Consider the following 23,786-nt stretch of genomic DNA (forward strand, 5'->3'; position numbering starts at 1 on the left):
CCAACATGCGCATTCTGTTTATTACCGACCCGCTGGACACCTTCAAGACCTACAAGGACTCGACCTACGCCATGATGGTGGAGGCGGTCGAGCGCGGCCATGAGCTGTTTGCCTGCCTGCAGTCGCAACTGTCGCTGTCGGCCCATCAGGTCGAGGCGGTGGTGCGCCCGCTGCAGCTAACGGGCGACGCCCATGACTGGTACCGCGCGGGTGAGCCGGGCCTGCAGCCACTGACCGGCTTCGATGCGATCGTGATGCGCAAGGATCCGCCCTTCGACATGGAATATGTGACCAGCACCTGGCTGCTGGAGCTGGCCGAGTCGCAGGGCGCCAATGTGTTCAACAAGCCGCAGGCGATCCGCGACCATTCCGAAAAGCTGGCGATAGCCCGCTATCCCGAATACATCACGCCGACCCTGGTCACCCGTGACGCGGATCGTATTCGCGCGTTCCACGCGGAGCATCGCGATGTGATTTTAAAGCCGCTTGATGGCATGGGCGGGATGGGCATCTTCCGGGTTGGCGCGGATGGCCTGAATCTTGGCGCCATCATCGAGACGCTGGGGGAGAACGGTGCGCGCACCCTGATGGTGCAACGTTATATTCCCGAGATCAAGGACGGCGACAAGCGCATCCTGCTGATCGGCGGCGTGCCCGTGCCGTACTCGCTGGCGCGTATTCCCAAGGACGGCGAAGTGCGCGGCAACCTGGCGGCGGGCGGCACCGGCCGTGCCCAGGAGCTCTCGGCACGCGATCGCGAGATCGCCGAGGCGCTGGCCCCGGGCCTGTGGGAACAAGGCCTGCTGCTGGTTGGGCTGGACGTGATCGGCGACTACCTGACCGAAGTCAATGTGACCAGCCCGACGTGCTTCCAGGAAATCACGCAGCAGACCGGGTTCCAGGTGGCTGCCATGTTCATCGACGCCCTCGAGCACGCGGTACAGGCGCGTTCGCGCTGAATCACGGGCGGGCTGCCTGCTACAATCGCGTCAATCCAACGGATTCACCACCATGGCAGGCATCCTGATCATCGCGCACGCCCCGCTGGCTTCGGCATTGCGCGAGTGCGCCGCCCACGTCTATTGCGGCCAGCCCCAACGGCTCGAGGCGATCGACGTCATGCCGGACGCGGAGCCCGCCGCCGTGCTGGCCGAGGCCCGGCGCCGCCTGGCCGAAGTCTGCGAAGACAACGGCGCACTGGTGTTGACCGATATCTTTGGCGCCACGCCGGCCAACATTGCCGCGCGCCTCGCCGAGCCGGGTCGCGTCAAGGTGCTTGCCGGCGTCAACCTTCCCATGCTGGTGCGCGCCATCTGCTACCGTGCCGAGAAACTCGACCAGCTTGCCCTCAAGGCGCTGGCGGGGGGCTCGCAGGGTGTGCTGCAGGTAGGCTCCACCACCGTCCAGAACCAGATCGCAAATCATCCCGACAAATATGCTGCAGAGGGACACCAACATAATCAATAAGCTTGGGCTGCATGCCCGTGCTTCCGCCAAGCTGACGCAACTGGCGGGCAACTTCGTCAGTCAGGTCAAGATGTCGCGCAATGGTCGGCAGGTCGACGCCAAAAGCATCATGGGTGTCATGATGCTGGCCGCCGGCATCGGCTCCACCGTGACCATCGAGACCGACGGACCCGATGAGCAAGAGGCCATGGACGCGTTGCTGGCGCTCATCGCCAATCGCTTCGGCGAAGGGGAGTAGGAGGCCGGGTACGGGATGAAAGGCGGCAATGCCGAGCGTGGCGGCGGGCCTGGCCGGGGTCGCTTCGCCGCATCCTGAAGCCGTTTCCAAGGTGGCTGGCCCTGGCCAGATTTTTTAAACGTTCCTGACGGAGCGGTACATGCCATTTGCCCTGCACGGCATCCCGGTTTCGCGCGGCGTCGCCATCGGGCGCGCGCATTTGCTGGCGCCTGCCGCGCTTGATGTCTCCCATTACCTGGTCGACGAAGACCGGCTTGATGCCGAGGTCGAGCGCCTGCGTTCGGCGCGCGCGGCGGTGCGGGCCGAGCTGGTCACGCTCAAGCGGGATCTGCCGCGCGAGGCGCCGGAAGAACTGGGCGCCTTCCTCGACGTGCATGCCATGATCCTGGATGACGAGGCGCTGGCGCGCGAGCCCGAGGCGCTGATCCGCAACCGGCGCTACAACGCCGAATGGGCGCTGACCACGCGGCTCGAAGAGCTGATGCGCCAGTTCGACGAAATCGAGGACGAATACCTGCGCGAACGCAAGGCGGACATCCGCCAGGTGGTCGAGCGCATCCTCAAGGTGCTGGCCGGCGCGGCTGTGCTGGCCCCGGCCCCGGTGCCACCTTCCTCCCTGGCTCCTGACGGCGAGCCCGCGCCCGGCGTGATCGTGGTCGCCCACGACATCTCGCCGGCGGACATGCTGCAGTTCCGCCATACCGTGTTCCACGGCTTCGTGACCGACCTTGGCGGGCGCACTTCCCATACCGCCATCGTGGCGCGCAGCCTCGATATTCCCGCCGCCGTAGGCGTGCAGAGCGCCAGTGAGCTGATCCGCCAGGACGATTGGGTCATCATCGACGGCGATGCGGGCCTGGTCATCGTGGATCCTTCAGCGATCATCCTCGAAGAGTACCGCCACCGGCAGAGCGAGCGCGCGCTGGAAAAGAAGCGCCTGCAGCGCCTGCGCCATACGCCTGCGGTGACGCTGGACGGGCTCGAGATCGACCTGCTGGCCAACATCGAGATGGCGGAAGATGCCACCGCGGCGCTGACCGCGGGTGCGGTTGGCGTGGGCCTGTTCCGCTCCGAGTTCCTGTTCATGAACCGGCGCGGCGAGCTGCCCGACGAGGAGGAGCAATTCGAGGCGTACCGCGGCGCCGTGGACGCCATGCACGGGCTGCCCGTCACGATCCGCACCATCGACATCGGTGCCGACAAGCCACTGGATGGCCGCGACGGCCGGGATGGCCGCGGCGACGATTTCGAGACGGCCCTCAATCCGGCGCTGGGCTTGCGCGCGATCCGCTGGTCGCTGTCCGAGCCGGCCATGTTCCTGACCCAGTTGCGCGCGCTGCTGCGTGCCTCGGCCTTTGGCCCGGTGCGGCTCCTGATCCCGATGCTGGCCCATGCCCGCGAGATCGACCAGACCCTGGACCTGATCGCGCAGGCCAAGCGCCAGCTCGACGCGCGCGGCCAAGCGTTCGACCCCAACATCAAGGTCGGGGCGATGATCGAGATCCCGGCCGCCGTGCTGATGCTGCCGCTGTTCCTGCGGCGCATGGATTTTCTCTCCATCGGCACCAATGACCTGATCCATACACGCTGGCCATCGACCGCGCCGACAATGCCGTGGCGCATCTCTACGACCCGCTGCACCCGGCGGTGCTGCAACTGATCGCCCGCACCATCCGCGAGGCCAACCACGCTGGCGTGCCGGTGGCTGTGTGCGGCGAGATGGCCGGGGATCCCGCCATGACGCGCCTGCTGCTGGGCATGGGGCTGCGCGAGTTCTCGATGCATCCCTCGCAGTTGCTGCGGGTCAAGCAGGAAGTCCTGCATGCCGACTGCGAGAGGCTGGAGCGGCTGGTGGAGCAGGTGCTGACCGCTTACGAGCCGGAGGAGCTCGCTTGCGCGTTGAAACTGCTCTGACAACCCTGATTCCGTTAAGGTTTTTACGAAAATCCAACGCTGTGAAGATGTATTTTAAGGCGCTTTTCTGCAGGTTGTGACGTTCCCTGTCTTTGCAATATCCGGGCTAAGTGCCGCGCTCTTGGCATGTACCTTTTGTAGCTTAATGGGAATTGTTATCATTTTCGATCTCTGATATTCTGGCGTACATCGCGGGTGACATGCCGGTGTCACCCCTCTCCCAAGGAGGGATTTGTGTACGTTTGCATCTGCAATCAGGTTACCGACCGAGAAATTCATGGTGCTGTGCATCTAGGCGTGTCCACGCTCGACGAGCTGGCTGAAACGCTAGGTGTTGGCACCTGCTGTGGCCGCTGCCGCGAATGCGCCCAACAGGTGCTTTGCGAAGGCGTCGCGGCGGTACGCAACGTCAAGGTCTCCACCATCCAGGTCGTGCCCATTTCTTCCTGTTCGTCGTCGGGCCCACGTGCCATAATGGACACTCGGGACCCGGCAGTCGCGAACGACCGGCGCACTGAGCTGGTTGCTTAAACTCGCTGCAACTTTCAGGTTGCGGCGCGTGTTCGCTTGTTTTGACTGCCTGCGGCGCGCCTTGCGCCGCTTCGCGTTTTTGCGGGGGCCCGTTGCAACAAGGAGCCTCCAATGAAAGGTGACAAGAAGGTCATCCAGCATCTGAACGCGCAGCTGAAGAACGAGCTGACCGCGATCAACCAATACTTCCTGCACGCTCGCATGTACCGCCACTGGGGCCTGAAGAAGCTCGGCGATATCGAGTACAAGGAATCCATTGGCGAGATGAAGCATGCTGATCGCCTGATCGATCGCATCCTGATGCTTGACGGCCTGCCCAATCTGCAGGACCTCAACAAGTTGCTGCTGGGCGAAGACACCCCGGAAATGCTCAAGTGCGACCTGAAGCTCGAGCAAGGCGCGCATGCCACCGTCAAGGAAGGCATTACGTATTGCGAATCGGTGGGCGACTACGTCAGCCGCGAGATCCTGGTCGAGATCCTGACCGATACCGAAGAGCACATCGAATTCCTCGAGACGCAGCTCGACCTGATCGACAAGGTTGGCCTGCCGAACTATCTGCAATCGCAGATGGAGCCGGGCGAGCAATAATCCGCCCAGCAGCCGGCCGCAGGTTCGCAAGAACCCAGTGGCCGCAACCGCGCGGCGCCACTCGGTGCTGCCGGTTCCGCCCGCATCCTGGCGGTAACCCTTATCATTCAGATTCCCATTCTTCACCCAGCCTGACCGCCCTTGCCAGGGCCGGTGTTCGCGCCAGCTTGAGCGCGATCCGCCTATGCTGCGCAGAAGGGGGCCGAATCGGCATCGCACCACACCACACCAGACCAAACCAAACGACAGGAGCCAGCATCATGGCAGACCCGATCCGCCTGACGCAGTACAGCCATGGTGCCGGCTGCGGATGCAAGATTTCGCCGCAGGTGCTCGACGTGATTCTTGCCGGCAGCGGCAACCAGCATCTCGATCCGCGCCTGTGGGTCGGCAATGCCTCGCGCGACGATGCGGCGGTTTATGCGCTGGATGGGCTGGAGGAGGGCCGTGGCGTGGTCTCCACCACCGATTTCTTCATGCCGATCGTCGATGACCCGTTCGACTTCGGACGCATCGCTGCCACCAACGCCATCAGCGACATTTACGCCATGGGAGGCGATCCGCTGCTGGCCATCGCCATCCTCGGCTGGCCGGTCAAGCTGCTGCCGCCCGAGGTGGCGCGTGAGGTGGTGGCGGGTGGGCGCCGTGCCTGCGAGGAAGCGGGCATCCCGCTTGCCGGCGGGCATTCCATCGATGCTCCGGAGCCCATCTTCGGGCTTGCGGTGACGGGCGTGGTCGACCGCGCGCACCTGAAACGCAACGACACCGCGACCGCCGGCTGCCGTCTGTACCTGACCAAGCCGCTGGGCATCGGCGTGCTGACCACTGCCGAGAAGCAGGGTAAGCTGCGCGCCGAGGATATCCACCTGGCTCGCGACTGGATGTGCGTGCTCAATCGTCCGGGCAGCCGCTTCGGCAAGCTGGCCGGCGTGCGGGCCATGACGGATGTGACCGGCTTTGGCCTGCTCGGGCACCTTGTCGAGATGGCAGACGGCAGCCGCCTCACAGCGCGTCTTGACCACGCCGCCGTGCCGTTGCTGCCGGAAGTGCTGCGCTACGTCGAGGCCGGTTGCGTGCCCGGCGGCACCCAGCGCAACTTCGATAGCTACGGCGCACGGATCGGCGCCGGGATCGACAACCGGGGCGGCGCGTTGAGCGAGGTGCAGCGCGCCTTGCTGTGCGATCCGCAGACCAGCGGAGGCTTGCTGGTGGCGGTCGAGCCTGCCGGCGAGGCCGGTTTCCATGCTGCCTGCGCGGAGTTTGGCCTGGCACTGGCGCCGGTCGGCGAGTTCGTCGAGCAGGGCCGGTACGCCGTCGAGGTGATCTGATGCGCGAGGATACGGCCGACTTTCGCCAGCTCTTTCTTTCCGGCGCGCCGCTGCTCGATGCGCGCGCGCCGGTGGAGTTCGCGCGCGGCGCGTTTCCGGGCGCGGTCAACCTGCCGCTGATGGACGATGCCGAGCGGCACCAGGTTGGCTTGTGCTATGAGGAACAAGGGCCGCAGGCCGCGCTCGCGCTGGGCCACCAGTTGGTGACCGGCGAAATCCGCGCGGCGCGAACCGCGGGCTGGGCGGCCTTTGCGCGGGCGCATCCCGACGGCTACCTGTATTGCTTCCGCGGCGGCCTGCGCTCGCAGATCGTGCAGCAATGGCTGCGCGAGGACGCCGGCATCGCTTATCCGCGTGTGACGGGCGGCTACAAGGCGATGCGCGGCTTCCTGATCGAGACCCTGGATGCGGCCGCCGCCGAATGCAGCCTGCTGGTGCTGGGCGGCATGACCGGGAGCGGCAAGACCGAGCTGATCGCTGACCTGGTCACGGGCTCGAGCGGCAGCCGGGACGCCGCCATCGACCTGGAGGGCCAGGCTCGCCACCGCGGGTCCAGCTTTGGCCGGCGCACGGTGGCGCAGCCCACGCAGATCGATTTCGAGAATGGCCTGGCGATTTCGCTGCTGCGCCATCGCGCGGCCGGGCTGCCGGCGCTGGTGGTCGAGGACGAGGGGCGCTTCATCGGCGCGCGCAACCTGCCGCAGGCCTTCTATCAGGCGATTCAGGTAGCGCCGCTGGTCTGGCTGGAGGAGTCCTTCGAGGCGCGCGTGCGCCGCGTGCTGGAAGACTACGTGCTCGGTCTGTCGGGGGAGTTCATGGCGGCACTGGGTGAGCAGGCAGGTTTCGCCGCTTACGCGGCGCGCCTGCGCGATGCCATGGCGGCCATTGCCAAGCGGCTCGGCGGCACGCGCTACGAGCGGCTCTCGGACTTGCTGGACCAAGCGCTGGCGCGCCAGGAGGAAACGGGCGAGACCGACCTGCATCTGGGCTGGATCGCCTTGCTGCTGCAGCAATACTACGACCCGATGTACGCCTACCAGCGCGAACAGCGCGAGGCCAGGATCGTGTTCCGCGGCGAGCGCGCCGCGGTGCTGGCTTTCCTGCGTGAGCGCACCCGCGCCTGAACGCGCGCAGGCCGCCTAGGGGGCGGCCTGCGCGTGCGCGCCACCGCAGACTTCGCAATCGGCCACGCGCGCGAGGCGCATCGTGGTCCATTCCATGCCAAGCGCATCGACCATCAACAGGCGGCCGGCCAGGGTGGTGCCGACGCCCATCAGCAGCTTGAGGGCCTCCGCCGCCTGCACCGTGCCCACCATTCCCACCAGCGGCGCGAACACGCCCATGGTGGCGCAAGCCACTTCCTGCGCCGGCTGCGAGGGCGGGAACAGGCAGGCATAGCAGGGCGCGCCCGGCTGGCGGTGGTCAAACACGCTGATCTGCCCGTCGAAGCGCAGGGCCGCGCCGGACACCAGGGGCACGCTGTGCTGGACGCAGGCGCGGTTGACGGCCTGGCGCGTGTCGAAGTTGTCGCAGCAATCGAGCACCACGTCGGCATCGGCCACCAGGCGCGCTAACTCTGCGGCGCCCACGCGCGCCTGTACCAGGCGCACGTCGATGCCCGGGTTGATGCGCAGCATGCCCTCCCGCGCCGATTCCACCTTGGGGCGTCCGACATTGGCGGTGGTGTGGATCACCTGGCGCTGCAGGTTGGTCAGATCGACCACGTCGTCATCGACCACGGTGATGGTGCCCACGCCGGCCGAGGCCAGGTAGGGCAGGGCGGCAGCGCCCAGGCCGCCCGCGCCGATCACCAGCGCGTGGCTGGCGAGCAACCGGCTCTGGCCCTCGATGCCGAGTTCGTCGAGCAGGATATGCCGCGAATAGCGCAGCAGTTGATCGTCGTTCATGCGTCGTTCATGGCGTGCAATGCAAAAGCGGCCCCGCGGGGCCGCTGTTATTCATCAGGATTTCAGGGGGCCTTGCCGGTCGGCGTGCCCAGCGGCGTGCCCATCGGGGCGCTGGCCGGCGGCGCGCCGGCTGGTGCCTTGCTGGCCGGCTTGGCCGGGGTAGCCGCCTTGGTTGCCGCAGGCTTGGACGGCTTGTCCGACGTGGCCACGGCTTCAAGCTTGGACTTGGAGCGCTTGACCGGCTGGCCTTCGAGCTGGGCAATGGCTTGCTGCAGCATGAAGTCCTCGGCCGAGCCGAACTCGATCGGCTTCTTCTTGCGTTCCTTGTCGCGTTCTTCCGGCGTTTTCTTGGCGTTTTCTTCCTCGAGGCGGCGCAGTTCCTCGACGCGGCGCTGCTCGCGCTCGTTCATCTCGGGCTCTTCCGATTCCTGCTTGTTGTGCAGGTGGCGCTCGGTGTCGATCTCGCGGGTGATCAGCGCGTCGTCAGGATCGCCTTCCGGGTTCTGGTCGACCGGGATGTCCGGGCGGATGCCCTTGGCCTGGATCGACTTGCCCGTCGGCGTGTAGTAGTACGCGATGGTCAGCTTGATGCCGGTGTCGTTGGTGAGCGGGCGCACGGTCTGCACGGAGCCCTTGCCGAACGTGGTCTTGCCCATGATCAGCGCGCGCTTGTGGTCTTGCAGCGCGCCGGCAACGATTTCGGACGCCGACGCCGAGTAGGCGTTGGTCAACACCACCATCGGGATCTTTTTATACAGCGCCGGCAGGTCCTTGAGCGGATCGTCCTCGAGCGAGGACAGCCGGTAGTTGTTGAACGTGGTCTTGTAGACACGCTTGGCATCGGGCACCTGGCCATTGGTCGAGACCACGGTCACGTCGTCGGGCAGGAAGGCTGCCGCCACGCCGACCGCGCCTTGCAGCACGCCGCCGCCGTTGTTGCGCAGGTCCAGGATCACGCCCTTCAGGTTGGGGTTCTTCTGGGCCAGTTCGTCCAGTTTCTTGCCCAGGTCGGCCACCGTGCGTTCCTGGAAGCTGGTCAGGCGGACCCAGGCGAGGCGGTCATTGTCGATCAGCTTGGCCTTGACCGACTGCACGCGGATCTCCGCACGCGTGATCGACACCGGGAAGGTGCGCTCGTCGCTCTTGCGATAGATGGTCAGCGTGACCTTGGTGCCCGGCTCGCCGCGCATGCGCTTGACTGCCTGCTCCAGTGGCAGGCCGCGCACAGGCTTGTCGTCGATGCGGGTGATCAGGTCGCCGGGCTGGATGCCGGCGCGGAAGGCGGGGGTGTCTTCGATCGGGTTGATCACCTTGACGAGCCCTTCTTCCTGCGAGATTTCGATCCCCAGGCCGGCGAAGCGTCCGCGCGTGCCTTCCTGCAGTTCCTTGAAGTCCTTCTCGTCCAGATAGGCCGAATGCGGATCCAGGCTGGCGACCATGCCTTTGATGGCTTCGGTCAGCAGCTTCTTGTCATCCACCGGCTCGACATATTCGCGCTTGATCTGGCCGAAGATGTCGGCCATCAAGCGCAACTGCTCCAGCGGGAGCGGCCCCGGCGAATTCTGCGCCGTGGCCGATAGTTGCAGCGTGGCGAGCACGCCGGCAACGAGTCCGGCAGTAACAAGACTGATGTTCTTGAGCGTCTTACGCATGAGGGCTGCCTGAACGTGTGAGGATTGTGCTGTGTCGGAGCCGGCCTGGCGCATCGCACCGGCCGGATTTGTCCGACAGTATAAGAGGGAGCAGCAAAAAAGGCCTGGTCCACTGCCTGAGACGGCCGGGCGAGCCTCGCGGCGCGCGCCCGGCCTGGGCCTCAGTTTGCCTTGCCTTGGTTCGCCACGGCGGCCAGGGAGGCCGCGATCGCTTCCTGGTCGCCCAGGTAGTAATGACGCAGCGGGCGCAGGTCTGCGTCCAGCTCGTACACGAGCGGGGTGCCATTGGGGATGTTGATGCCAACGATGTCGTCATCCGAGATCTGGTCCAGGTACTTCACCAGCGCGCGGATGCTGTTGCCATGGGCGGCGATTACCACGCGCTTCCCCGCTTTGATGTCGGGGGCGATGGATTCGTTCCATAGCGGCAGCACGCGCTCGACCGTGTCCTTCAGGCATTCGGTCAGCGGAATCTGCTCGCGCGGCACTTGCGCGTAGCGCGGATCGTCGTAAGCCGCACGCGGATCGTCCGCGTCGAGCGCCGGCGGCGGGGTGTCGTAGCTGCGGCGCCATACCAGCACCTGCTCGTTGCCGAACTTGGCGGCGGTCTCGGCCTTGTTCAGGCCGGACAGCGAACCATAGTGGCGTTCGTTCAGGCGCCATTCGTTCCGGACCGGAATCCACATCAGGTCCATTTCGTCCTGCACGTGCCACAGCGTGCGGATGGCACGCTTCAACACCGAGGTGTAGGCTACATCGAAGGCCAGCCCTGCCTCGCGCAGCAGCTTGCCGCCCAGCTTGGCCTGGGCCACGCCGGTGTCGGTCAGGTCGACGTCGACCCAGCCGGTGAAGCGGTTTTCGAGATTCCACGTGGATTCGCCGTGGCGGATGAGAACGAGTTTGTACATGCTGCTTCCAAAGCGTGAGAAACCTGTGTGCGCCCTGCCACATACCGCCGCACATGTGTCAACTAGGAGACAATAGCGGGTCGCGGGCGCCAAACCGTCTATTTTATAATGCCGCCGACTCAACCCACCGGAATGCCAACGTGAATTTCTTCGCCGACTACAACAACCTTGCCTTGATCGCCCTCGCCGTCGTGTCGGGCGGCCTGCTGGCGTGGCCCGCCATCTCGCGCGGAACCTCCGGCAAGACCGTCAACCCGGCCGCCGCTACCCAGCTGATCAACAAGCGCAATGCCGTGGTTGTGGATATCCGGGAAGCCACCGAATACGCCAAGGGCCACCTGCCGCAAGCCAAGAGTGCGCCACTTTCCGACCTGGCAAGCCGTGCCGCCAGCCTTGCAAAGGACAAGTCCGTCCCCATCATCGTCGTGTGCCAGACCGGCCAGCGCTCGGGCAAGGGTCAAGCAGCCCTGAAGGAAGCCGGTTACAGTGAGATCTATTCGCTCGAAGGTGGCCTTGCCGCCTGGCAGCAAGCCGGTCTGCCCGTGGTCAAGTAAGCGGCGCAGGCAAGCGGCGCTGGGGGCACGTCCTCCGTTGCCGCCGCTGTCCCGGCTTGCGAGCACCCGACCAACCTCCGGATTCCGTTTTTCAAGGAGATGCGCATGGCCCGCGTTGTAATGTACAGCACGGTAGTTTGTCCGTATTGCCAGATGGCCGAGCGCCTTCTGAAGGCCAAGGGCGTCGAGGCGATCGAGAAGATCCTGATCGACCGCGAGCCCGGCAAGCGCGAGGAAATGATGAGCCGCACCGGTCGCCGCACCGTGCCGCAGATCTACATCGACGAGACCCATGTCGGTGGCTTCGACGACCTCTCGGCGCTCGATCGCCAGGGTGGCCTGGTGCCGCTGCTGGGCGCCTGAAGCGCAGCCTGTCTCGCCGCGGGTGAATTCGCCACCCGCGTCATGTACCATATACGTTTTCCAACCGGGTGCCGACCCGGGCCGTTCACCCTGGGCCAATCCCGCCCATGGTGCCAATGTCCCGCTCGCCTGGCCCCCAACGCCCATTTTTCCGGAAGCCTTTCATGAGCGACCAGCAGAACAATCAGCAGGAAGACCAGCCGTTCTTCAACATCCAGCGCGTGTACCTGAAGGACATGTCGCTCGAGCAGCCGAATTCGCCCGGCATCTTCCTCGAGACCGAAGCGCCGGCCGTGGAAGTGCAGGTGAACGTAGGTGCCTCGCAGCTCCAGGAAGGTATCTTCGAAGTCGTGGTGACCGGTACCGTGACCACCAAGGTGCAGGACAAGGTTGCCTTCCTGGTGGAAGCCCACCAGGCCGGCATCTTCGATATCCGCAACGTGCCGGTGGAGCAGCTCGACCCGCTGCTGGGCATTGCCTGTCCGACCATTCTCTACCCGTACCTGCGTAGCAATATCGCCGACGTGATCACCCGCGCCGGCTTCCAGGCCATTCATCTGTCGGAAATCAACTTCCAGGCCCTGTACGAACAGCGCCTGCAGGCCGCGATGGAAGAAGCGGAAACCGCGCAAGGTGGCAACAGCGGCATCGTGATGCCCGACGGCAGCCAGGCTCGTCACTGATCCTGCTGCAGGATGTCGCAAAGACGGGGCTTCGGCCCCGTTTTGTCTTTCCGGTTCGCGTCATTCGTGGCGCGCAAGGCTTAAGGCTCAGGGCTTAAGGTTTCGAGGCCGAACAAGCGAGGCAAACCGCCATGAATATCACTGTCTTCGGTGCAGGTGCCTGGGGCACCGCGCTCGCCAGCCATGCCGCCGCGGCCCACGATGTGGTGCTGTGGGGGCGTGATGCCGCCCAGCTGGCCGCTATCGGCGCCGACCGCGTCAATGCTACCTACCTGCCCGGCGTGCCGCTGTCCGGGCGGCTCGTGGTGGAACCCGATTTCGAGCGGGCCGCGGCGCATGCCGATGTCGAACCCGATGGCCTTGTGATCGTCGCCACGCCGGTTTCGGGCCTGCGCGAAATGACGCGCAGGCTGGCCGCGAGCCAGGCCGGGGGCTTGCGCATGCTCTGGCTGTGCAAGGGCTTCGAAGCAGGCACCAATGCGTTGCCGCACCAGATGGTGCGGGAAGAACTCACCGTCGCCGGCCGTCTCGCCGACACCAGCTACGGCGTGCTGACCGGGCCTAGTTTTGCCCGTGAAGTGGCGCTGGGCCAGCCCTGCGCGCTGACCGTGGCGGGCACTTCGCCGGCGCTCTCCGAGTTCGCTCAGCAGGCATTCCATCACCATGCCATGCGCATCTACGGCAGCGATGACCTGGTCGGCGCCGAGGTGGGGGGCGCAGTCAAGAATGTGCTGGCGATTGCCACCGGCGCCAGCGATGGCCTGGGCCTTGGCCTGAACGCGCGCGCCGCGCTGGTGACACGCGGCCTGGCCGAGATGACCCGGCTCGGCATGGCATTGGGAGGGCGCGTCGAAACCTTCATGGGCCTGGCCGGTATGGGCGACCTGATCCTGACCGCCACGGGCGACCTCTCGCGCAATCGCAAGGTTGGCCAGCAACTGGCGCAGGGCAAGACGCTGGCGCAGATTCTGGCCGAGCTTGGCCATGTTGCCGAAGGCGTGCGCTGCGCGCAGGCCGTGGCGGCGCTGGCCGCGGCCAAGGGCGTCGACATGCCGATCACGCGCGCGGTATGTGCCGTGCTCTTCGAGGGGCTGCCCGCCGCCGATGCGGTGGCGCGGCTGCTTCAGCGCGATGCACGCGATGAGTGAGCGCGCAATGGAAGATCGTCGCCGCGTCCTGAAGGCCCTTGCGGTCTGTGCCATGCCTGGCGTGGCTGGCACCGCGCTGGCTGCGCCCGCATCCGCCCAGCCCTGGCCCGTAAAGCCGATCCGCATGGTGGTGCCGTTCCCAGCCGGGTCCTCGCCCGACCTGATCGCGCGCCTGCTGACCGAGAAGCTGGCCCCGGCGCTCGGACAAGCGGTCGTGGTGGAGAACCGTCCGGGTGCCGGCGGCAATATCGGCACCGGCATGGTGGCCAGGGCCGCCCCGGACGGCTATACCTTGCTGCTCACCATCAATGGGCCGCTGGTCACCGCGCCCACCTTGTCGCGCCATCTCGGCTACGACCCGGTGCGCCAGCTCGCCCCCGTGTCGCTGGTGGCGACTTCGCCCAATGTGCTGGTGGTGGATGCCCGCCTGCCGGTGCATGACGTGCGGGAGTTCGTGGCCCTGGCCCGTTCCCGGCCGGGTGTGCTGAACTACGGGTCGGTAGGCAACGGCAGCGCTGCCCACCTGGCCATGGAGCAGCTCAAGGCGGCCGCCGGCATCGACCTGCAGCACATCCCCTATCCTGGGTTCGCGCAGATCACCACCGCCATGGTCGGCGGCCAGGTGCAGGCCGGCTTCATGGTGCCGGCCATCGCCATGCCGCTGGTGACTGCAGGCAAGCTGCGCATCATCGCGGTCACCACCAGCGGGCGCACCAGCCTGCTGCCCGCGGTGCCCACCGTGGCGGAATCCGGCTATCCCGGCTTCGAGGCGATCTCATGGCAAGCAGTGCTGGCCCCGGCGGGCACGCCCGCGCCGGTGATCGACCGGCTCTATCGTGAGCTGGTGGCCATCATCGGCAGCGAGGACGTGCGCGCCAAGATGCGCGCTCAGTATTTCGTGCCGGCCGGCACCGCGCCGCAATCGCTGCGCCAGACCATGGCGAGCGAGAAGGTGCGCTGGGACAAGGTGATCCACGTGGCGGGCGTGCAGCCGGAATAAGGAAGTGCGCCGGTGGCGGCCTCAGGCGCCGCCGGCAAAGCCATTCTGGCGCCAAGCTTCGAACACCACGACCGCGACGGTATTGGAGAGGTTGAGGCTGCGGTTGTCCGGCCGCATCGGCAGCCGGATGCGCTGCGCGGTGGGAAACCATTCGCGCCGCTCCGGCGCCAACCCGCGCGTTTCCGAGCCGAACACAAACCAGTCCCCGGGCTGGAAGCTGACTTGGCCGAAGGGCGTCGAGCCATGCGTGGTCAGCGCGAACATGCGGGTCGGGTCGGGTCGCTCGCTTTCCATCAGCGCGTCCCAGTTCTCGTGCACGCGCATGCTGGCGTACTCGTGATAGTCCAGGCCGGCTCGGCGCATGCGCGCGTCTTCCAGCGGAAAGCCGAGTGGCTTGACAAGGTGCAGGCGCGCACCGGTGTTGGCGCACAGCCGTATCACATTGCCGGTGTTTGGCGGGATCTCGGGTTCGACCAGGACGACATTGAACATGGGGGAGGGGCGGGCCAGGGGCGCCGCAGCCGTGAAACGCTGGGCAGCTTACCCTGCCGTGGGCCGGCTGTCACGCCGGGCCTGTGGGCTGCGCTACGGCGTGCGCAAGGCGACCACCAGCGTCACGCGCGCCGCGCCGTTGGCTTTCAGGACCCGCGCCGCTTCGCCCAAGGTGGCGCCGCTGGTCATCACATCGTCGACCAGGCCGACATGCCGGCCCGCAACGTCATGGCCGGACCCGAGGCCGAAGGCATCCTGCAGGTTGACCTGCCGCGCGGGCAGGTCCAGCGTGGCTTGGGCCGGCGTATCGCGCAGCCTCGCCAGCAGCGTCGGCGCGGCGCGCACGCCCAGCCGGCGTGCCAGCGGCCGGGCGATTTCCCAGGACTGGTTGAAGCCACGCTCGGCAAGGCGCTGCGCGGACAGCGGGATCGGCGCCAGCACATCGGGCAGGGCCACGCCGGATCTTCCGGACTCGGCCTGCCAGCGGCACGCCAGTTCGCCCCCAAGCCAGTCCGCCAGCGGCAGCACGCCGCCGAACTTCAAGGCCAGCACCAGGCCGTCCTGCGGGCTGGCGTAGTCGCCCAGCACCAGCGCGTCGTCGAAAGGCGGCGGCTCGTAGCGGCACTGGGCACAGAGCGAGGTTGCGCCTGGCCCGGCGGTGCGGCCTAGCGGCCGGGCGCAGCAGCGGCAACGCGGCAGCGGCGTTAGCAACTCTTGCGCGCAACCTGCGCAGACGGTTTCGTCCTGCACAGTGCCGCAAAGTGCGCAAGCCGCTGGCAGGAGCGTGCGCAGCAAGCGCCGCGCATGATGGCGCAGGGTGCCTTCGCCCGGGCGCGCCAGGCGGCACGGCACGGGGGCGACTGCCGCATGAGGCACGTCGGGGGCGCCGGCGGCAGGCCTGGCGGTGGACGCGTATACTTGCGATCCTGTTGCGGCGCCCGCTGGCGCGCGCACCGCATGCCCGACCGCCGCCTCACGCCGGCCGTCATCCTCATTCTTAGTTTCTTGCTGCCTGGTTTGACCGTGTCCCTGCATGACGCCGACTCCCCCGATGCCTATTTGCCGCCCACGCGGCTGACCCGCCTCGCCTTCGACCGGCGCAGCGCCGGATTCAGCCAACTGGACTTCCTGCTGGGCGAGATTGGCCAGCGCATGCAGGAGCGCATGCAGATGATCCGGCTGGCGCCGGCGCGCGCGCTCGATATCGGCTGCGGCCACGGGCGCGGCCTGGCCGCGCTGCGTGCCCAGTACCCGGATGCGCAGATCGCCGGGATGGATATTTCCGGCGCCATGCTGCGCGAGGCGGCCCAGCGCGATCCCCAGCGCCAGTCCGGGTGGCTTGGGCGTCTGCTTGGCAAGCGCCCGACCTTCGACCTGGTGCAGGGCGATCTTGCCACATTGCCCTTCGCCCCGGCCAGCTTCGACCTGTTGTGGTCCAACCTGGCGTTGCACTGGCACCCCGAGCCGCACCGGGTCTTCCCGGAGTGGCACCGGGTCACCCGCGACGAAGGCCTGGTCCTGTTCTCACTGTTCGGGCCGGATACGCTGGCGCAATTGCGCGCCGCCTTTGCCGAAGTGGACGGCGACACCCACACGCTGCGCTTCGTCGACATGCACGATATCGGGGACATGCTGGTGCACAGCGGCTGGTCCACGCCCGTGATGGACATGGAGACGCTGACGATCACCTATGAGTCGCCGCGGACCTTGCTGCGTGAAGTGCAGGCCTTCGGCGGGCTGCGCCTGCCGGCTGGCGCGAGCCAGGGAGGGCTGCGCGCTCGCCGCTGGCACGCAGCACTGCTGGCCGCGCTGGAGCGCCAGCGCAATGCCGAGGGACTGATCCCGCTTACGTTCGAGATCGTCTACGGCCATGCCTGGAAGCTGGCGCCGCGCGGCAAGCAGGCTGTCGATGAGCTCGGCCACGCCGTGGTTCCGCTCGACAAGATCGGGCGCGCGCGGCAGCGCAAGTAACGTCCGCGGCGCTGCTGCACGCATCGGCGGCGCAGTCAAGCGGCCGATGGCGAGCACCGTACTGATGCACAAAAACTTGTCGCGCGCTAGCCCCTTGGTCAAGTAGCGGCCTTGTCCGAGTAGGCGAAGCGCCCTATAATGCGCCAGTTTGTCGCAGTGGTCTCCCTGGCACAATTTGCCCGAAATCGCACTTCAATGGTGCGTCCCAGGCGCAATCGTCCAGGCGTGCATCCAGCGCAGAGTAGTTGGCGATGCAAGGTTGGCGATGCAAGACTTGGGTATCGCACTCCAGACGGCGCAAGGCAAATCCGGCGGTAGTTCCGACGGATTTGGCCCGCCGGACAAAGACTGGCTGATGAAGCGGAATTGTTCGCTGTCTCCGCGCCAGGTTGGCTGGTTTTACCTCTCAATCGTCAGTGTTTCGCTCGCCATCGCTTTGTTCTTCGCGTGGCGAGGGTCATGGCTCGTGCTTCCCTTTGCCGGGCTGGAACTGCTGGGGCTGGGCATTGCCCTGCTGGTGCACGGGCGGCATGCGTCGGACTACGAGCGCGTCAGCCTCGTCGACGGCAGGCTGGTAGTGGTTTCGGTCAGTGCAGGGCAGCTGACACGGCATGAATTCAACCCGCTATGGGTGCGGGTTGAACCGGGTGAATCATTACGGGCGCTGGTGTTGCTGCGCTCGGGCAAGAGCGCTGTGCGGGTGGGGTGTTTTCTGGACCCGTACAAGCGGCGAAAGTTCGCGCAGGAGCTCGCATCGGCTTTGCGCTGCCTCTGAGAGGCAGCGGGGGCCGGCGAGTCACAGATTTGAATCTGTAAATTGGGTAGATAACAAATGAAAATGTGGAAGAAGGCATCCGCAGCGTGTCTGGTGGGGGCATCCCTGCTCACCAGCTACGCAGCCCTGGCAGTGGAAGACATGCCAGGTGGCCCCGCCGTGCGACAGCTCAATCTGACCGAGCCGGTCACCAAGATCGCCGAGCAGATTCACTGGCTGAACTGGATGATGCTGATCATGTGCACCGTGATCTTCATCGGCGTGTTCGGGGTGATGTTCTACTCCGTATTCAAGCACCGCAAGTCCAAGGGCGCGAAGTCGGCTTCCTTCCACGAAAGCATCACCGTCGAGGTGATCTGGACCATCATCCCCTTCCTGATCGTCATCGGCATGGCCCTGCCTGCCACCAAGACGGTCGTGGCGATGAAGGACACCACCAACGCCGACATCACCATCAAGGCCACCGGCTACCAGTGGAAGTGGGGCTACGACTACCTGAAGGGCGACGGCGAAGGCATCTCCTTCGTGTCCACCCTGACCACCCCGCGCGAACAGATCAACAACGAGGCCCCCAAGTCGAACACCTACCTGATGGAGGTGGACAACGAGATGGTGGTGCCCGTGAACAAGAAGGTCCGCATGGTGCTGACGGCCAATGACGTCATCCATGCCTGGATGATCCCGGCCTTCGGCGTCAAGCAGGATGCCATTCCCGGCTTCGTGCGCGACACCTGGTTCAAGGCCGAGAAGGTTGGCGTGTACCGTGGCCAGTGCGCCGAGTTGTGCGGCAAGGAACACGCCTTCATGCCGATCGTCGTGCGCGTCGTCTCCGACGCCGACTACGCCAAGTGGGTCGACGGCAAGAAGAAGGAGCTCGCCGCCAAGGCGGACGATCCCAACAAGACCTGGACCCTGGACGAGCTCAAGGCCCGTGGCGAGAAGGTCTACACCGCCAACTGCGCGGTCTGCCACCAGCCTAACGGCAAGGGCGGCGGCGCCTTCCCGGCTCTCGACGGCTCCAAGATCGTCAACGGCCCGGACGCAGGCCAGATGCATATCCTGCTGGAAGGCAAGGGTGCCATGCCGGTGTGGAAGCACCTCTCCGATACCGAGCTCGCTGCCGTCATGACCTACACCCGCAACAACTGGGGTAACAAGACGGGTGAAGTGATTCAACCGAGCGATTTCGTGAATGCGCGTGCCGGCAAGTTCCGCGAAGGCGGCGGCGCACCTGGCGCGAGCGGCGACGCCGCGCCCAAGACGGAAGACAAGCCCGCTGCCAAGCAGGCCAGCGCCGCGGGCGACCGCGCCGCAGGTTGAACAGGATTTCAGGAGTTTTCGCGATGAGTACTGCTACCCCGGACGCGCTCGCCCACCCGCACGACCACGCGCATGACGATCACCACGATCAACCGCATGGCTGGCGCCGTTGGCTGTTTGCCACCAACCACAAGGACATCGGTACGCTGTACCTGCTGTTCTCGTTCACCATGCTGCTGTCTGGCGGCGCGCTGGCACTGCTGATCCGTCTCGAACTGTTCGAGCCGGGCCTGCAGTTCTTCCGCCCGGAACTGTTCAACCAGTTCACCACCATGCACGGCCTGATCATGGTGTTCGGCGCGATCATGCCGGCCTTCGTCGGCTTTGCCAACTGGATGATCCCGCTGCAGATCGGCGCATCGGACATGGCGTTCGCGCGGATGAACAACTTCAGCTTCTGGCTGATGCCCCCGGCAGCGCTGCTGCTGGTGCTGTCGTTCTTCGCACCGGGCGGCGCCACCGCCGCCGGCTGGACCCTGTACGCGCCGCTGTCGGTGCAGATGGGCCCCGGCATGGACATGGCGATTTTCGCCATGCACATCATGGGCGCGTCGTCGATCATGGGCTCGATCAACATCATCGTCACGGTGCTCAATATGCGCGCACCCGGCATGACGCTGATGAAGATGCCGATGTTCTGCTGGACCTGGCTGATCACCGCCTACCTGCTGATCGCCGTGATGCCGGTGCTGGCTGGCGCCATCACCATGGTGCTGACCGACCGTCACTTCGGCACGAGCTTCTTCTCGGCTGCCGGCGGCGGCGACCCGGTGATGTACCAGCACATCTTCTGGTTCTTCGGCCACCCCGAGGTCTACATCATGATCTTGCCGGCGTTCGGGATCGTCTCGCACGTCGTGCCGACCTTCGCCCGCAAGCGCCTGTTCGGCTATAGCTCGATGGTCTACGCGACCGCTTCGATCGCCATCCTGTCGTTCATCGTGTGGGCTCACCACATGTTCACGACCGGCATGCCCGTGACCGGCCAGTTGTTCTTCATGTACGCCACCATGCTGATCGCGGTGCCGACGGCTGTGAAGATCTTCAACTGGATCGCCACCATGTGGCGTGGCTCGATGACCTTCGAGACTCCGATGCTGTTCGCGATCGGCTTCATCTTCGTGTTCACCATCGGTGGCTTCACCGGCCTGATGCCGGCGGTGGCCCCGATCGACATCCAGTTGCAGGACACCTACTTCATCGTTGCCCACTTCCACTACGTGCTGGTGGCGGGCTCGCTGTTCGCGATGTTCTCGGGCTTCTACTACTGGGGTCCGAAGTGGAGCGGTTTCATGTACAACGAAACCCGCGGCCAGATCCACTTCTGGGGCTCGATGATTTTCTTCAACATCACCTTCTTCCCGATGCACTTCCTGGGCCTGGCCGGCATGCCGCGTCGCTATGCCGACTACCCGACCCAGTTCGCGGATTTCAACGCGATTGCATCGATTGGCGCACTGGGCTTCGGCCTGATGCAGGTGTATTTCTTCTTCTTCGTGGTGCTGCCGTCCTACCGTGGCGGCAAGGCAGCCGGGGACAAGCCTTGGGATGGCGCCGAGGGCCTGGAATGGACCGTGCCGTCGCCGGCCCCGTTCCACACCTTTGAAGTGCCGCCGCAAGTCAAGTAAGCCGCAGTCAGGCAAGCCGCAATAAGCACGGAAGGATGGGCACTGCCCGTCCTTCCGCGCCACGCAAGCAAGGTGTTATGCAGGATCCAAACAAAAGTCCATCGCAGGCAGACCGCAAGGCCTCCAATCGTCGTCTCGGCCTGATCCTTTTCTCGATCGTGATGGTTTTCTTTTTGGGTTTCTTCGCCAAGATGATCTTTCTTGGCTGAAGCTGCAGGGTATTGAGATGAGCGCGAACCAGCAGTCAAGCAATGCCACCGACAAGAAGTTCAACCGCGGGATGATGCTGCGGCTGTTGGTGGTGGTGGCGTTGATGTTCTCGTTTGGCTATGCGCTGGTGCCGCTGTACAAGAAGATCTGCGAGATCACCGGCTTGAACGTGGTGACCACGCGGGACCTGTACGGTGGCCAGGTCAAGAACACGCAGGTGGACAAAACCCGCACGATCACGGTCGAGTTCGACTCCAATGCGCGCGGGCCCTTTGCCTTCCGTCCGGTCAAGAGCAGCATGGAAGTGCACCCGGGCGAGATGACCACCATCGTCTACGAAGTGGCGAACGGCCAGGCACGCGATATCTCGGCGCAGGCCATCCCGAGCTACCTGCCCAAGCTGGCCACGCAGTATTTCAAGAAGATCGAGTGCTTCTGCTTCAAGGAACAGACGCTCAAGGCGAAGGAAGCACGCGAGATGCCGGTTGTGTTCGTGATCGATCCGGACCTGCCGAAAGACGTGAAGAACATTACGCTGTCCTATACCTTCTTCGAGATCGGGACGCCGGTGGCGCAAGCGCCGCAAGGTCCCCTCGACGCGCAGCCAGCAGGCGCGGGCAAGGGCATTTGAGTTTGCAGGCGAGGCAAGTTGCAGGGGAAAAGCCGTGGATGAGATGAAGGACGCGGTCAAGCGCAAGCTGTCATTTGCGCAGACGCTGCGCGCGGTGTTCTGGTCGTTTATCGGCCTGCGCAAGGGCAGCGAGCATGAGCGCGACATGGCACAGCTCAACCCGGTCCATGTGATCATTGCCGGCCTGATCGGGGTAGCCATCCTGATCGCGGTGCTGATCACGGTCGTGCGTGTGGTGGTAGGGTGAGGCCACGCAGCGCAAGGCACGGGGCAGGGCAGGAGTAAGTAAAAAGAGCAGGGCAAAAGCATGCCGCCGGCCCCGTCAGGGCTGGATGTGCGGATAACGATTACTGAATCAGAGACTCTGAGCTGGAGAAAAAAGAATGAGTGCGAACCGCGCAAACGCTCCGTACTACTTCGTACCGGGCCCCTCGCGCCATCCGATCACGGCTAGCTTCGGCTTGCTGCTGACGGCTGGGGGTGCTGCTGGCTGGGTAAACGGGCAGACCTGGGGGCCTTACCTGTGCGGCCTGGGCCTGCTGTGGTTCCTGTTCGTGCTCAAGAGCTGGTTCGGCGAGGCGATCAACGAATCCGAGACGGGCAAGTACGGCAAGAACATCGACCTGTCCTTCCGCTGGTCGATGGGCTGGTTCATCTTCTCCGAGGTGATGTTCTTCGCGGCGTTCTTCGGCGCGCTGTTCTACGCCCGCAACATTGCCATGCCGTGGCTCGGCGACCTGAACAACAAGATCCTGTGGCCCGACTTCGCCGCCGTATGGCCGAACCTCGGACCGGCCGGTGTCGTGGAGAGCTTCCAGACCATGGGCCCGTGGCCGATCCCCACGATCAACACCGCCTTGCTGCTGATGTCCGGCGTGACGCTGACCTGGGCGCACCATGCGCTGCTGGCCAACAAGCGCAGCCAGCTGATCCAGGGCCTGGTGCTGACCATCCTGCTGGGCGCGGTCTTCATGTGCTTCCAGGTGTACGAATACCACCACGCGTATTCGGAGCTGAACCTCAAGCTGACCTCGGGCATCTACGGTTCCACCTTCTTCCTGCTCACCGGCTTCCACGGTTTCCACGTGACGCTCGGCGCGATCATGCTGACGGTGGTGCTGGTGCGGGTGCTCAAGGGCCAGTTGACGCCCGACCATCACTTTGCATTCGAAGGCGCTGCCTGGTACTGGCACTTCGTCGACGTGGTGTGGCTGTTCCTCTACATCGTGGTGTACTGGCTGTAAGACACCCGATTGCAGTGCCCGCCGCCCACGCCGGCGGCATCGCGGGGGAGGTTCTCCTCCTTCGCGAGGAACAACAAAAAACAAGCGCCGCAGGGGAAGTAGCCAGCCTGCGGCGCTTGATTTTTGTGGTTTGAACCTGGCGTAGCCGGGCCGTGCCGGCTTCAGGGCGCCATGCGGATGCCCGTGCTCTGTATCCATCCCATCCAGTGCGAGAACAGGATGAAGACGAACAGGGCCACCGAGAAGCCGACCCGGAACATCAGCGAGCGCATCATGTTTGGCGTCCTGCCGCGGTCGCGCATCATGAAGAACAGGGCGCAGGCCAGGCTACCGATGATGAGGAAGAACGCGATGAGGATGACGATGCGCATGGAGGGCCCGCAAGCGCGGGGTCTGCTAGGGATAGAGTGCCATTATCGCATCGGCGCGCGTGGCAACGCCCTCGGGAAATGCCAGGGAGGCCGCACGTGAAGCTGTGGCGCGCACTGAGCCCGCTGCCCACCATCGCCGCGCTGGTGGTGATCGCGCTCACCTGTGCCTTGGGCAACTGGCAGCTGAATCGGGCCCATGAAAAAGTGGCGCGGGCCGCGCGCCTTGAGGCGCTGGCTGCCCAGCCGCCGCTGGAGATCGGGCGCAGCCTGGTGGATGGCGCGCTGGCGGAGCGGCGTGTGCACGTGCGCGGGCGCTTCGATGCAGCGCATACGGTTTTGCTGGACAATCGCCCCCACGGCAACGGCACCGATAGCCGTGCCGGATTCATGGTGCTGACGCCGCTGCGGGTTGCCGGGGGCGATGCGGCCGCGCCGGCCGTGCTGGTGCTGCGCGGCTGGCTGCCTCGCGACGCGCAGGATCGTACCCATATCGCGCCGTTCCCGACGCCGCAAGGCGAGGTGGAGCTGGACGGCACCGCGCTGGCGACCGTGCCCAGGGTCTTCAGCCTGGGCCAGGGCGCGAATGCCGAGGCCGGCCAGAAGATCCGCCAGAATGTCGATCTCGCCGCTTATGCAGCGGAGCTTGGCGTGCCCCTGCAACCCTTTGTGCTGGAACAGCGCAACGACAGCGGCGACGGGCTGGCGCGCGACTGGGCGCCAGCGGACATCGGCGCGGATCGCCACTATGGTTATGCCTTCCAGTGGTTCGGGCTGGCGGCGCTGACCCTGGTGCTACTGGTGGCGTTGAGCTGGCGGCGCGCGGCCCGCATGACGGCTTGAGCATTCACGCGGGTGGCACC

At 65.4% G+C, this 23,786-nt stretch carries 27 protein-coding genes and 1 pseudogene; 22 read left to right on the forward strand and 6 right to left on the reverse strand.

Annotated features, from left to right (window positions below):
• The first annotated feature begins 5 nt into the window (after nt 1-5).
• The 8 genes and pseudogenes from gshB (at nt 6) to mnmH (ending at nt 7,193) form a co-directional block, all read left to right on the forward strand.
• Nucleotides 6-959: a glutathione synthase gene (gene gshB, locus AC1RQC_RS23600; protein ID WP_492374376.1), complete on the forward strand. Its 954-nt coding sequence runs from the start codon at nt 6-8 to the stop codon at nt 957-959.
• A gap of 52 nt (nt 960-1,011) precedes the next feature.
• Nucleotides 1,012-1,467: a PTS sugar transporter subunit IIA gene (locus AC1RQC_RS23605; RefSeq protein WP_150989660.1), complete on the forward strand. Its 456-nt coding sequence runs from the start codon at nt 1,012-1,014 to the stop codon at nt 1,465-1,467.
• Nucleotides 1,436-1,705, forward strand: coding sequence for an HPr family phosphocarrier protein (locus tag AC1RQC_RS23610; RefSeq protein WP_035861002.1), 270 nt, complete (start codon nt 1,436-1,438; stop codon nt 1,703-1,705). Before AC1RQC_RS23605 ends, AC1RQC_RS23610 begins: the two co-directional genes overlap by 32 nt.
• A 139-nt stretch (nt 1,706-1,844) precedes the next feature.
• A pseudogene (gene ptsP / locus AC1RQC_RS23615) lies at nt 1,845-3,619 on the forward strand (phosphoenolpyruvate--protein phosphotransferase).
• A 234-nt stretch (nt 3,620-3,853) separates the two neighbouring features.
• The gene (locus AC1RQC_RS23620) at nt 3,854-4,150 is read left to right on the forward strand and encodes a (2Fe-2S)-binding protein (protein WP_492374374.1); all 297 of its coding nucleotides are present in this window, start codon (nt 3,854-3,856) and stop codon (nt 4,148-4,150) included.
• A 111-nt stretch (nt 4,151-4,261) separates the two neighbouring features.
• Entirely contained in the window at nt 4,262-4,741 is a 480-nt protein-coding gene (gene bfr, locus AC1RQC_RS23625; RefSeq protein WP_006159487.1) for a bacterioferritin, read from the forward strand.
• Nucleotides 4,742-5,001: 260 nt separating this feature from the next.
• Nucleotides 5,002-6,069, forward strand: coding sequence for a selenide, water dikinase SelD (gene selD / locus AC1RQC_RS23630; RefSeq protein ID WP_492374373.1), 1,068 nt, complete (start codon nt 5,002-5,004; stop codon nt 6,067-6,069).
• The gene (mnmH, locus tag AC1RQC_RS23635; RefSeq protein ID WP_492884799.1) at nt 6,069-7,193 is read left to right on the forward strand and encodes a tRNA 2-selenouridine(34) synthase MnmH; all 1,125 of its coding nucleotides are present in this window, start codon (nt 6,069-6,071) and stop codon (nt 7,191-7,193) included. Before selD ends, mnmH begins: the two co-directional genes overlap by 1 nt.
• A 15-nt stretch (nt 7,194-7,208) precedes the next feature.
• On the opposite strand, the gene AC1RQC_RS23640 is transcribed toward mnmH, so the two are convergent.
• From AC1RQC_RS23640 to gpmA, 3 genes are all read right to left on the reverse strand, one after another.
• On the reverse strand, nt 7,209-7,976 hold the full coding sequence (locus tag AC1RQC_RS23640; protein ID WP_174426586.1) for a HesA/MoeB/ThiF family protein: 768 nt from the start codon (nt 7,974-7,976) through the stop codon (nt 7,209-7,211).
• A gap of 62 nt (nt 7,977-8,038) precedes the next feature.
• On the reverse strand, nt 8,039-9,628 hold the full coding sequence (locus AC1RQC_RS23645) for a S41 family peptidase (RefSeq protein WP_492374370.1): 1,590 nt from the start codon (nt 9,626-9,628) through the stop codon (nt 8,039-8,041).
• Nucleotides 9,629-9,789: 161 nt separating this feature from the next.
• Nucleotides 9,790-10,536 (reverse strand): 2,3-diphosphoglycerate-dependent phosphoglycerate mutase, encoded by a 747-nt coding sequence (gene gpmA / locus AC1RQC_RS23650; protein ID WP_416047507.1) that lies wholly within the window; start codon nt 10,534-10,536, stop codon nt 9,790-9,792.
• A 140-nt stretch (nt 10,537-10,676) separates the two neighbouring features.
• Between gpmA and AC1RQC_RS23655 the strand changes: the two genes are divergently transcribed.
• From AC1RQC_RS23655 to AC1RQC_RS23675, 5 genes are all read left to right on the forward strand, one after another.
• A complete protein-coding gene (locus AC1RQC_RS23655; protein WP_150989682.1) occupies nt 10,677-11,090 on the forward strand; it encodes a rhodanese-like domain-containing protein in 414 nt (137 codons plus the stop codon).
• A 105-nt stretch (nt 11,091-11,195) separates the two neighbouring features.
• The gene (gene grxC, locus AC1RQC_RS23660; protein WP_492374369.1) at nt 11,196-11,453 is read left to right on the forward strand and encodes a glutaredoxin 3; all 258 of its coding nucleotides are present in this window, start codon (nt 11,196-11,198) and stop codon (nt 11,451-11,453) included.
• Between the two features lie 164 nt (nt 11,454-11,617).
• Nucleotides 11,618-12,136, forward strand: a complete 519-nt coding sequence (secB, locus tag AC1RQC_RS23665) for a protein-export chaperone SecB (RefSeq protein ID WP_043343340.1) — start codon at nt 11,618-11,620, stop codon at nt 12,134-12,136.
• 131 nt (nt 12,137-12,267) lie between these two features.
• The gene (locus AC1RQC_RS23670) at nt 12,268-13,284 is read left to right on the forward strand and encodes an NAD(P)H-dependent glycerol-3-phosphate dehydrogenase (RefSeq protein WP_492810463.1); all 1,017 of its coding nucleotides are present in this window, start codon (nt 12,268-12,270) and stop codon (nt 13,282-13,284) included.
• A 7-nt stretch (nt 13,285-13,291) separates the two neighbouring features.
• A complete protein-coding gene (locus AC1RQC_RS23675) occupies nt 13,292-14,284 on the forward strand; it encodes a Bug family tripartite tricarboxylate transporter substrate binding protein (protein WP_492374367.1) in 993 nt (330 codons plus the stop codon).
• Nucleotides 14,285-14,305: 21 nt separating this feature from the next.
• Here the strand turns inward: AC1RQC_RS23675 and trmL are convergent, their stop codons facing one another.
• Nucleotides 14,306-14,776 (reverse strand): tRNA (uridine(34)/cytosine(34)/5-carboxymethylaminomethyluridine(34)-2'-O)-methyltransferase TrmL, encoded by a 471-nt coding sequence (gene trmL / locus AC1RQC_RS23680; RefSeq protein ID WP_492374366.1) that lies wholly within the window; start codon nt 14,774-14,776, stop codon nt 14,306-14,308.
• Between the two features lie 93 nt (nt 14,777-14,869).
• Nucleotides 14,870-15,652 (reverse strand): double zinc ribbon domain-containing protein, encoded by a 783-nt coding sequence (locus AC1RQC_RS23685; RefSeq protein ID WP_492374365.1) that lies wholly within the window; start codon nt 15,650-15,652, stop codon nt 14,870-14,872.
• An 81-nt stretch (nt 15,653-15,733) separates the two neighbouring features.
• Between AC1RQC_RS23685 and AC1RQC_RS23690 the strand changes: the two genes are divergently transcribed.
• The 8 genes from AC1RQC_RS23690 (at nt 15,734) to AC1RQC_RS23725 (ending at nt 22,555) form a co-directional block, all read left to right on the forward strand.
• A complete protein-coding gene (locus AC1RQC_RS23690) occupies nt 15,734-16,747 on the forward strand; it encodes a methyltransferase domain-containing protein (protein WP_492828759.1) in 1,014 nt (337 codons plus the stop codon).
• A 265-nt stretch (nt 16,748-17,012) separates the two neighbouring features.
• Nucleotides 17,013-17,522 carry a DUF2244 domain-containing protein gene (locus AC1RQC_RS23695; protein ID WP_253929796.1) on the forward strand — a complete coding sequence of 170 codons (510 nt, stop codon included), beginning with the start codon at nt 17,013-17,015 and terminating at the stop codon, nt 17,520-17,522.
• Nucleotides 17,523-17,579: 57 nt separating this feature from the next.
• A complete protein-coding gene (coxB, locus tag AC1RQC_RS23700) occupies nt 17,580-18,842 on the forward strand; it encodes a cytochrome c oxidase subunit II (RefSeq protein ID WP_492374363.1) in 1,263 nt (420 codons plus the stop codon).
• Nucleotides 18,843-18,865: 23 nt separating this feature from the next.
• Nucleotides 18,866-20,470 (forward strand): cytochrome c oxidase subunit I, encoded by a 1,605-nt coding sequence (gene ctaD / locus AC1RQC_RS23705; RefSeq protein ID WP_150989700.1) that lies wholly within the window; start codon nt 18,866-18,868, stop codon nt 20,468-20,470.
• 77 nt (nt 20,471-20,547) lie between these two features.
• Nucleotides 20,548-20,679 carry a cytochrome oxidase small assembly protein gene (locus AC1RQC_RS23710; protein ID WP_006159470.1) on the forward strand — a complete coding sequence of 44 codons (132 nt, stop codon included), beginning with the start codon at nt 20,548-20,550 and terminating at the stop codon, nt 20,677-20,679.
• 17 nt (nt 20,680-20,696) lie between these two features.
• The gene (locus AC1RQC_RS23715) at nt 20,697-21,311 is read left to right on the forward strand and encodes a cytochrome c oxidase assembly protein (protein WP_150989703.1); all 615 of its coding nucleotides are present in this window, start codon (nt 20,697-20,699) and stop codon (nt 21,309-21,311) included.
• Between the two features lie 34 nt (nt 21,312-21,345).
• A complete protein-coding gene (locus AC1RQC_RS23720) occupies nt 21,346-21,558 on the forward strand; it encodes a DUF2970 domain-containing protein (RefSeq protein WP_035861042.1) in 213 nt (70 codons plus the stop codon).
• Nucleotides 21,559-21,694: 136 nt separating this feature from the next.
• The gene (locus tag AC1RQC_RS23725) at nt 21,695-22,555 is read left to right on the forward strand and encodes a cytochrome c oxidase subunit 3 (RefSeq protein ID WP_006159467.1); all 861 of its coding nucleotides are present in this window, start codon (nt 21,695-21,697) and stop codon (nt 22,553-22,555) included.
• A gap of 161 nt (nt 22,556-22,716) precedes the next feature.
• On the opposite strand, the gene AC1RQC_RS23730 is transcribed toward AC1RQC_RS23725, so the two are convergent.
• Entirely contained in the window at nt 22,717-22,926 is a 210-nt protein-coding gene (locus AC1RQC_RS23730; RefSeq protein ID WP_492374362.1) for a twin transmembrane helix small protein, read from the reverse strand.
• 78 nt (nt 22,927-23,004) lie between these two features.
• Between AC1RQC_RS23730 and AC1RQC_RS23735 the strand changes: the two genes are divergently transcribed.
• Nucleotides 23,005-23,766, forward strand: a complete 762-nt coding sequence (locus AC1RQC_RS23735) for an SURF1 family protein (protein WP_492374361.1) — start codon at nt 23,005-23,007, stop codon at nt 23,764-23,766.
• Nucleotides 23,767-23,786: the final 20 nt, after the last annotated feature.

Source organism: Cupriavidus sp. GW822-FHT03E04, assembly GCF_058801495.1.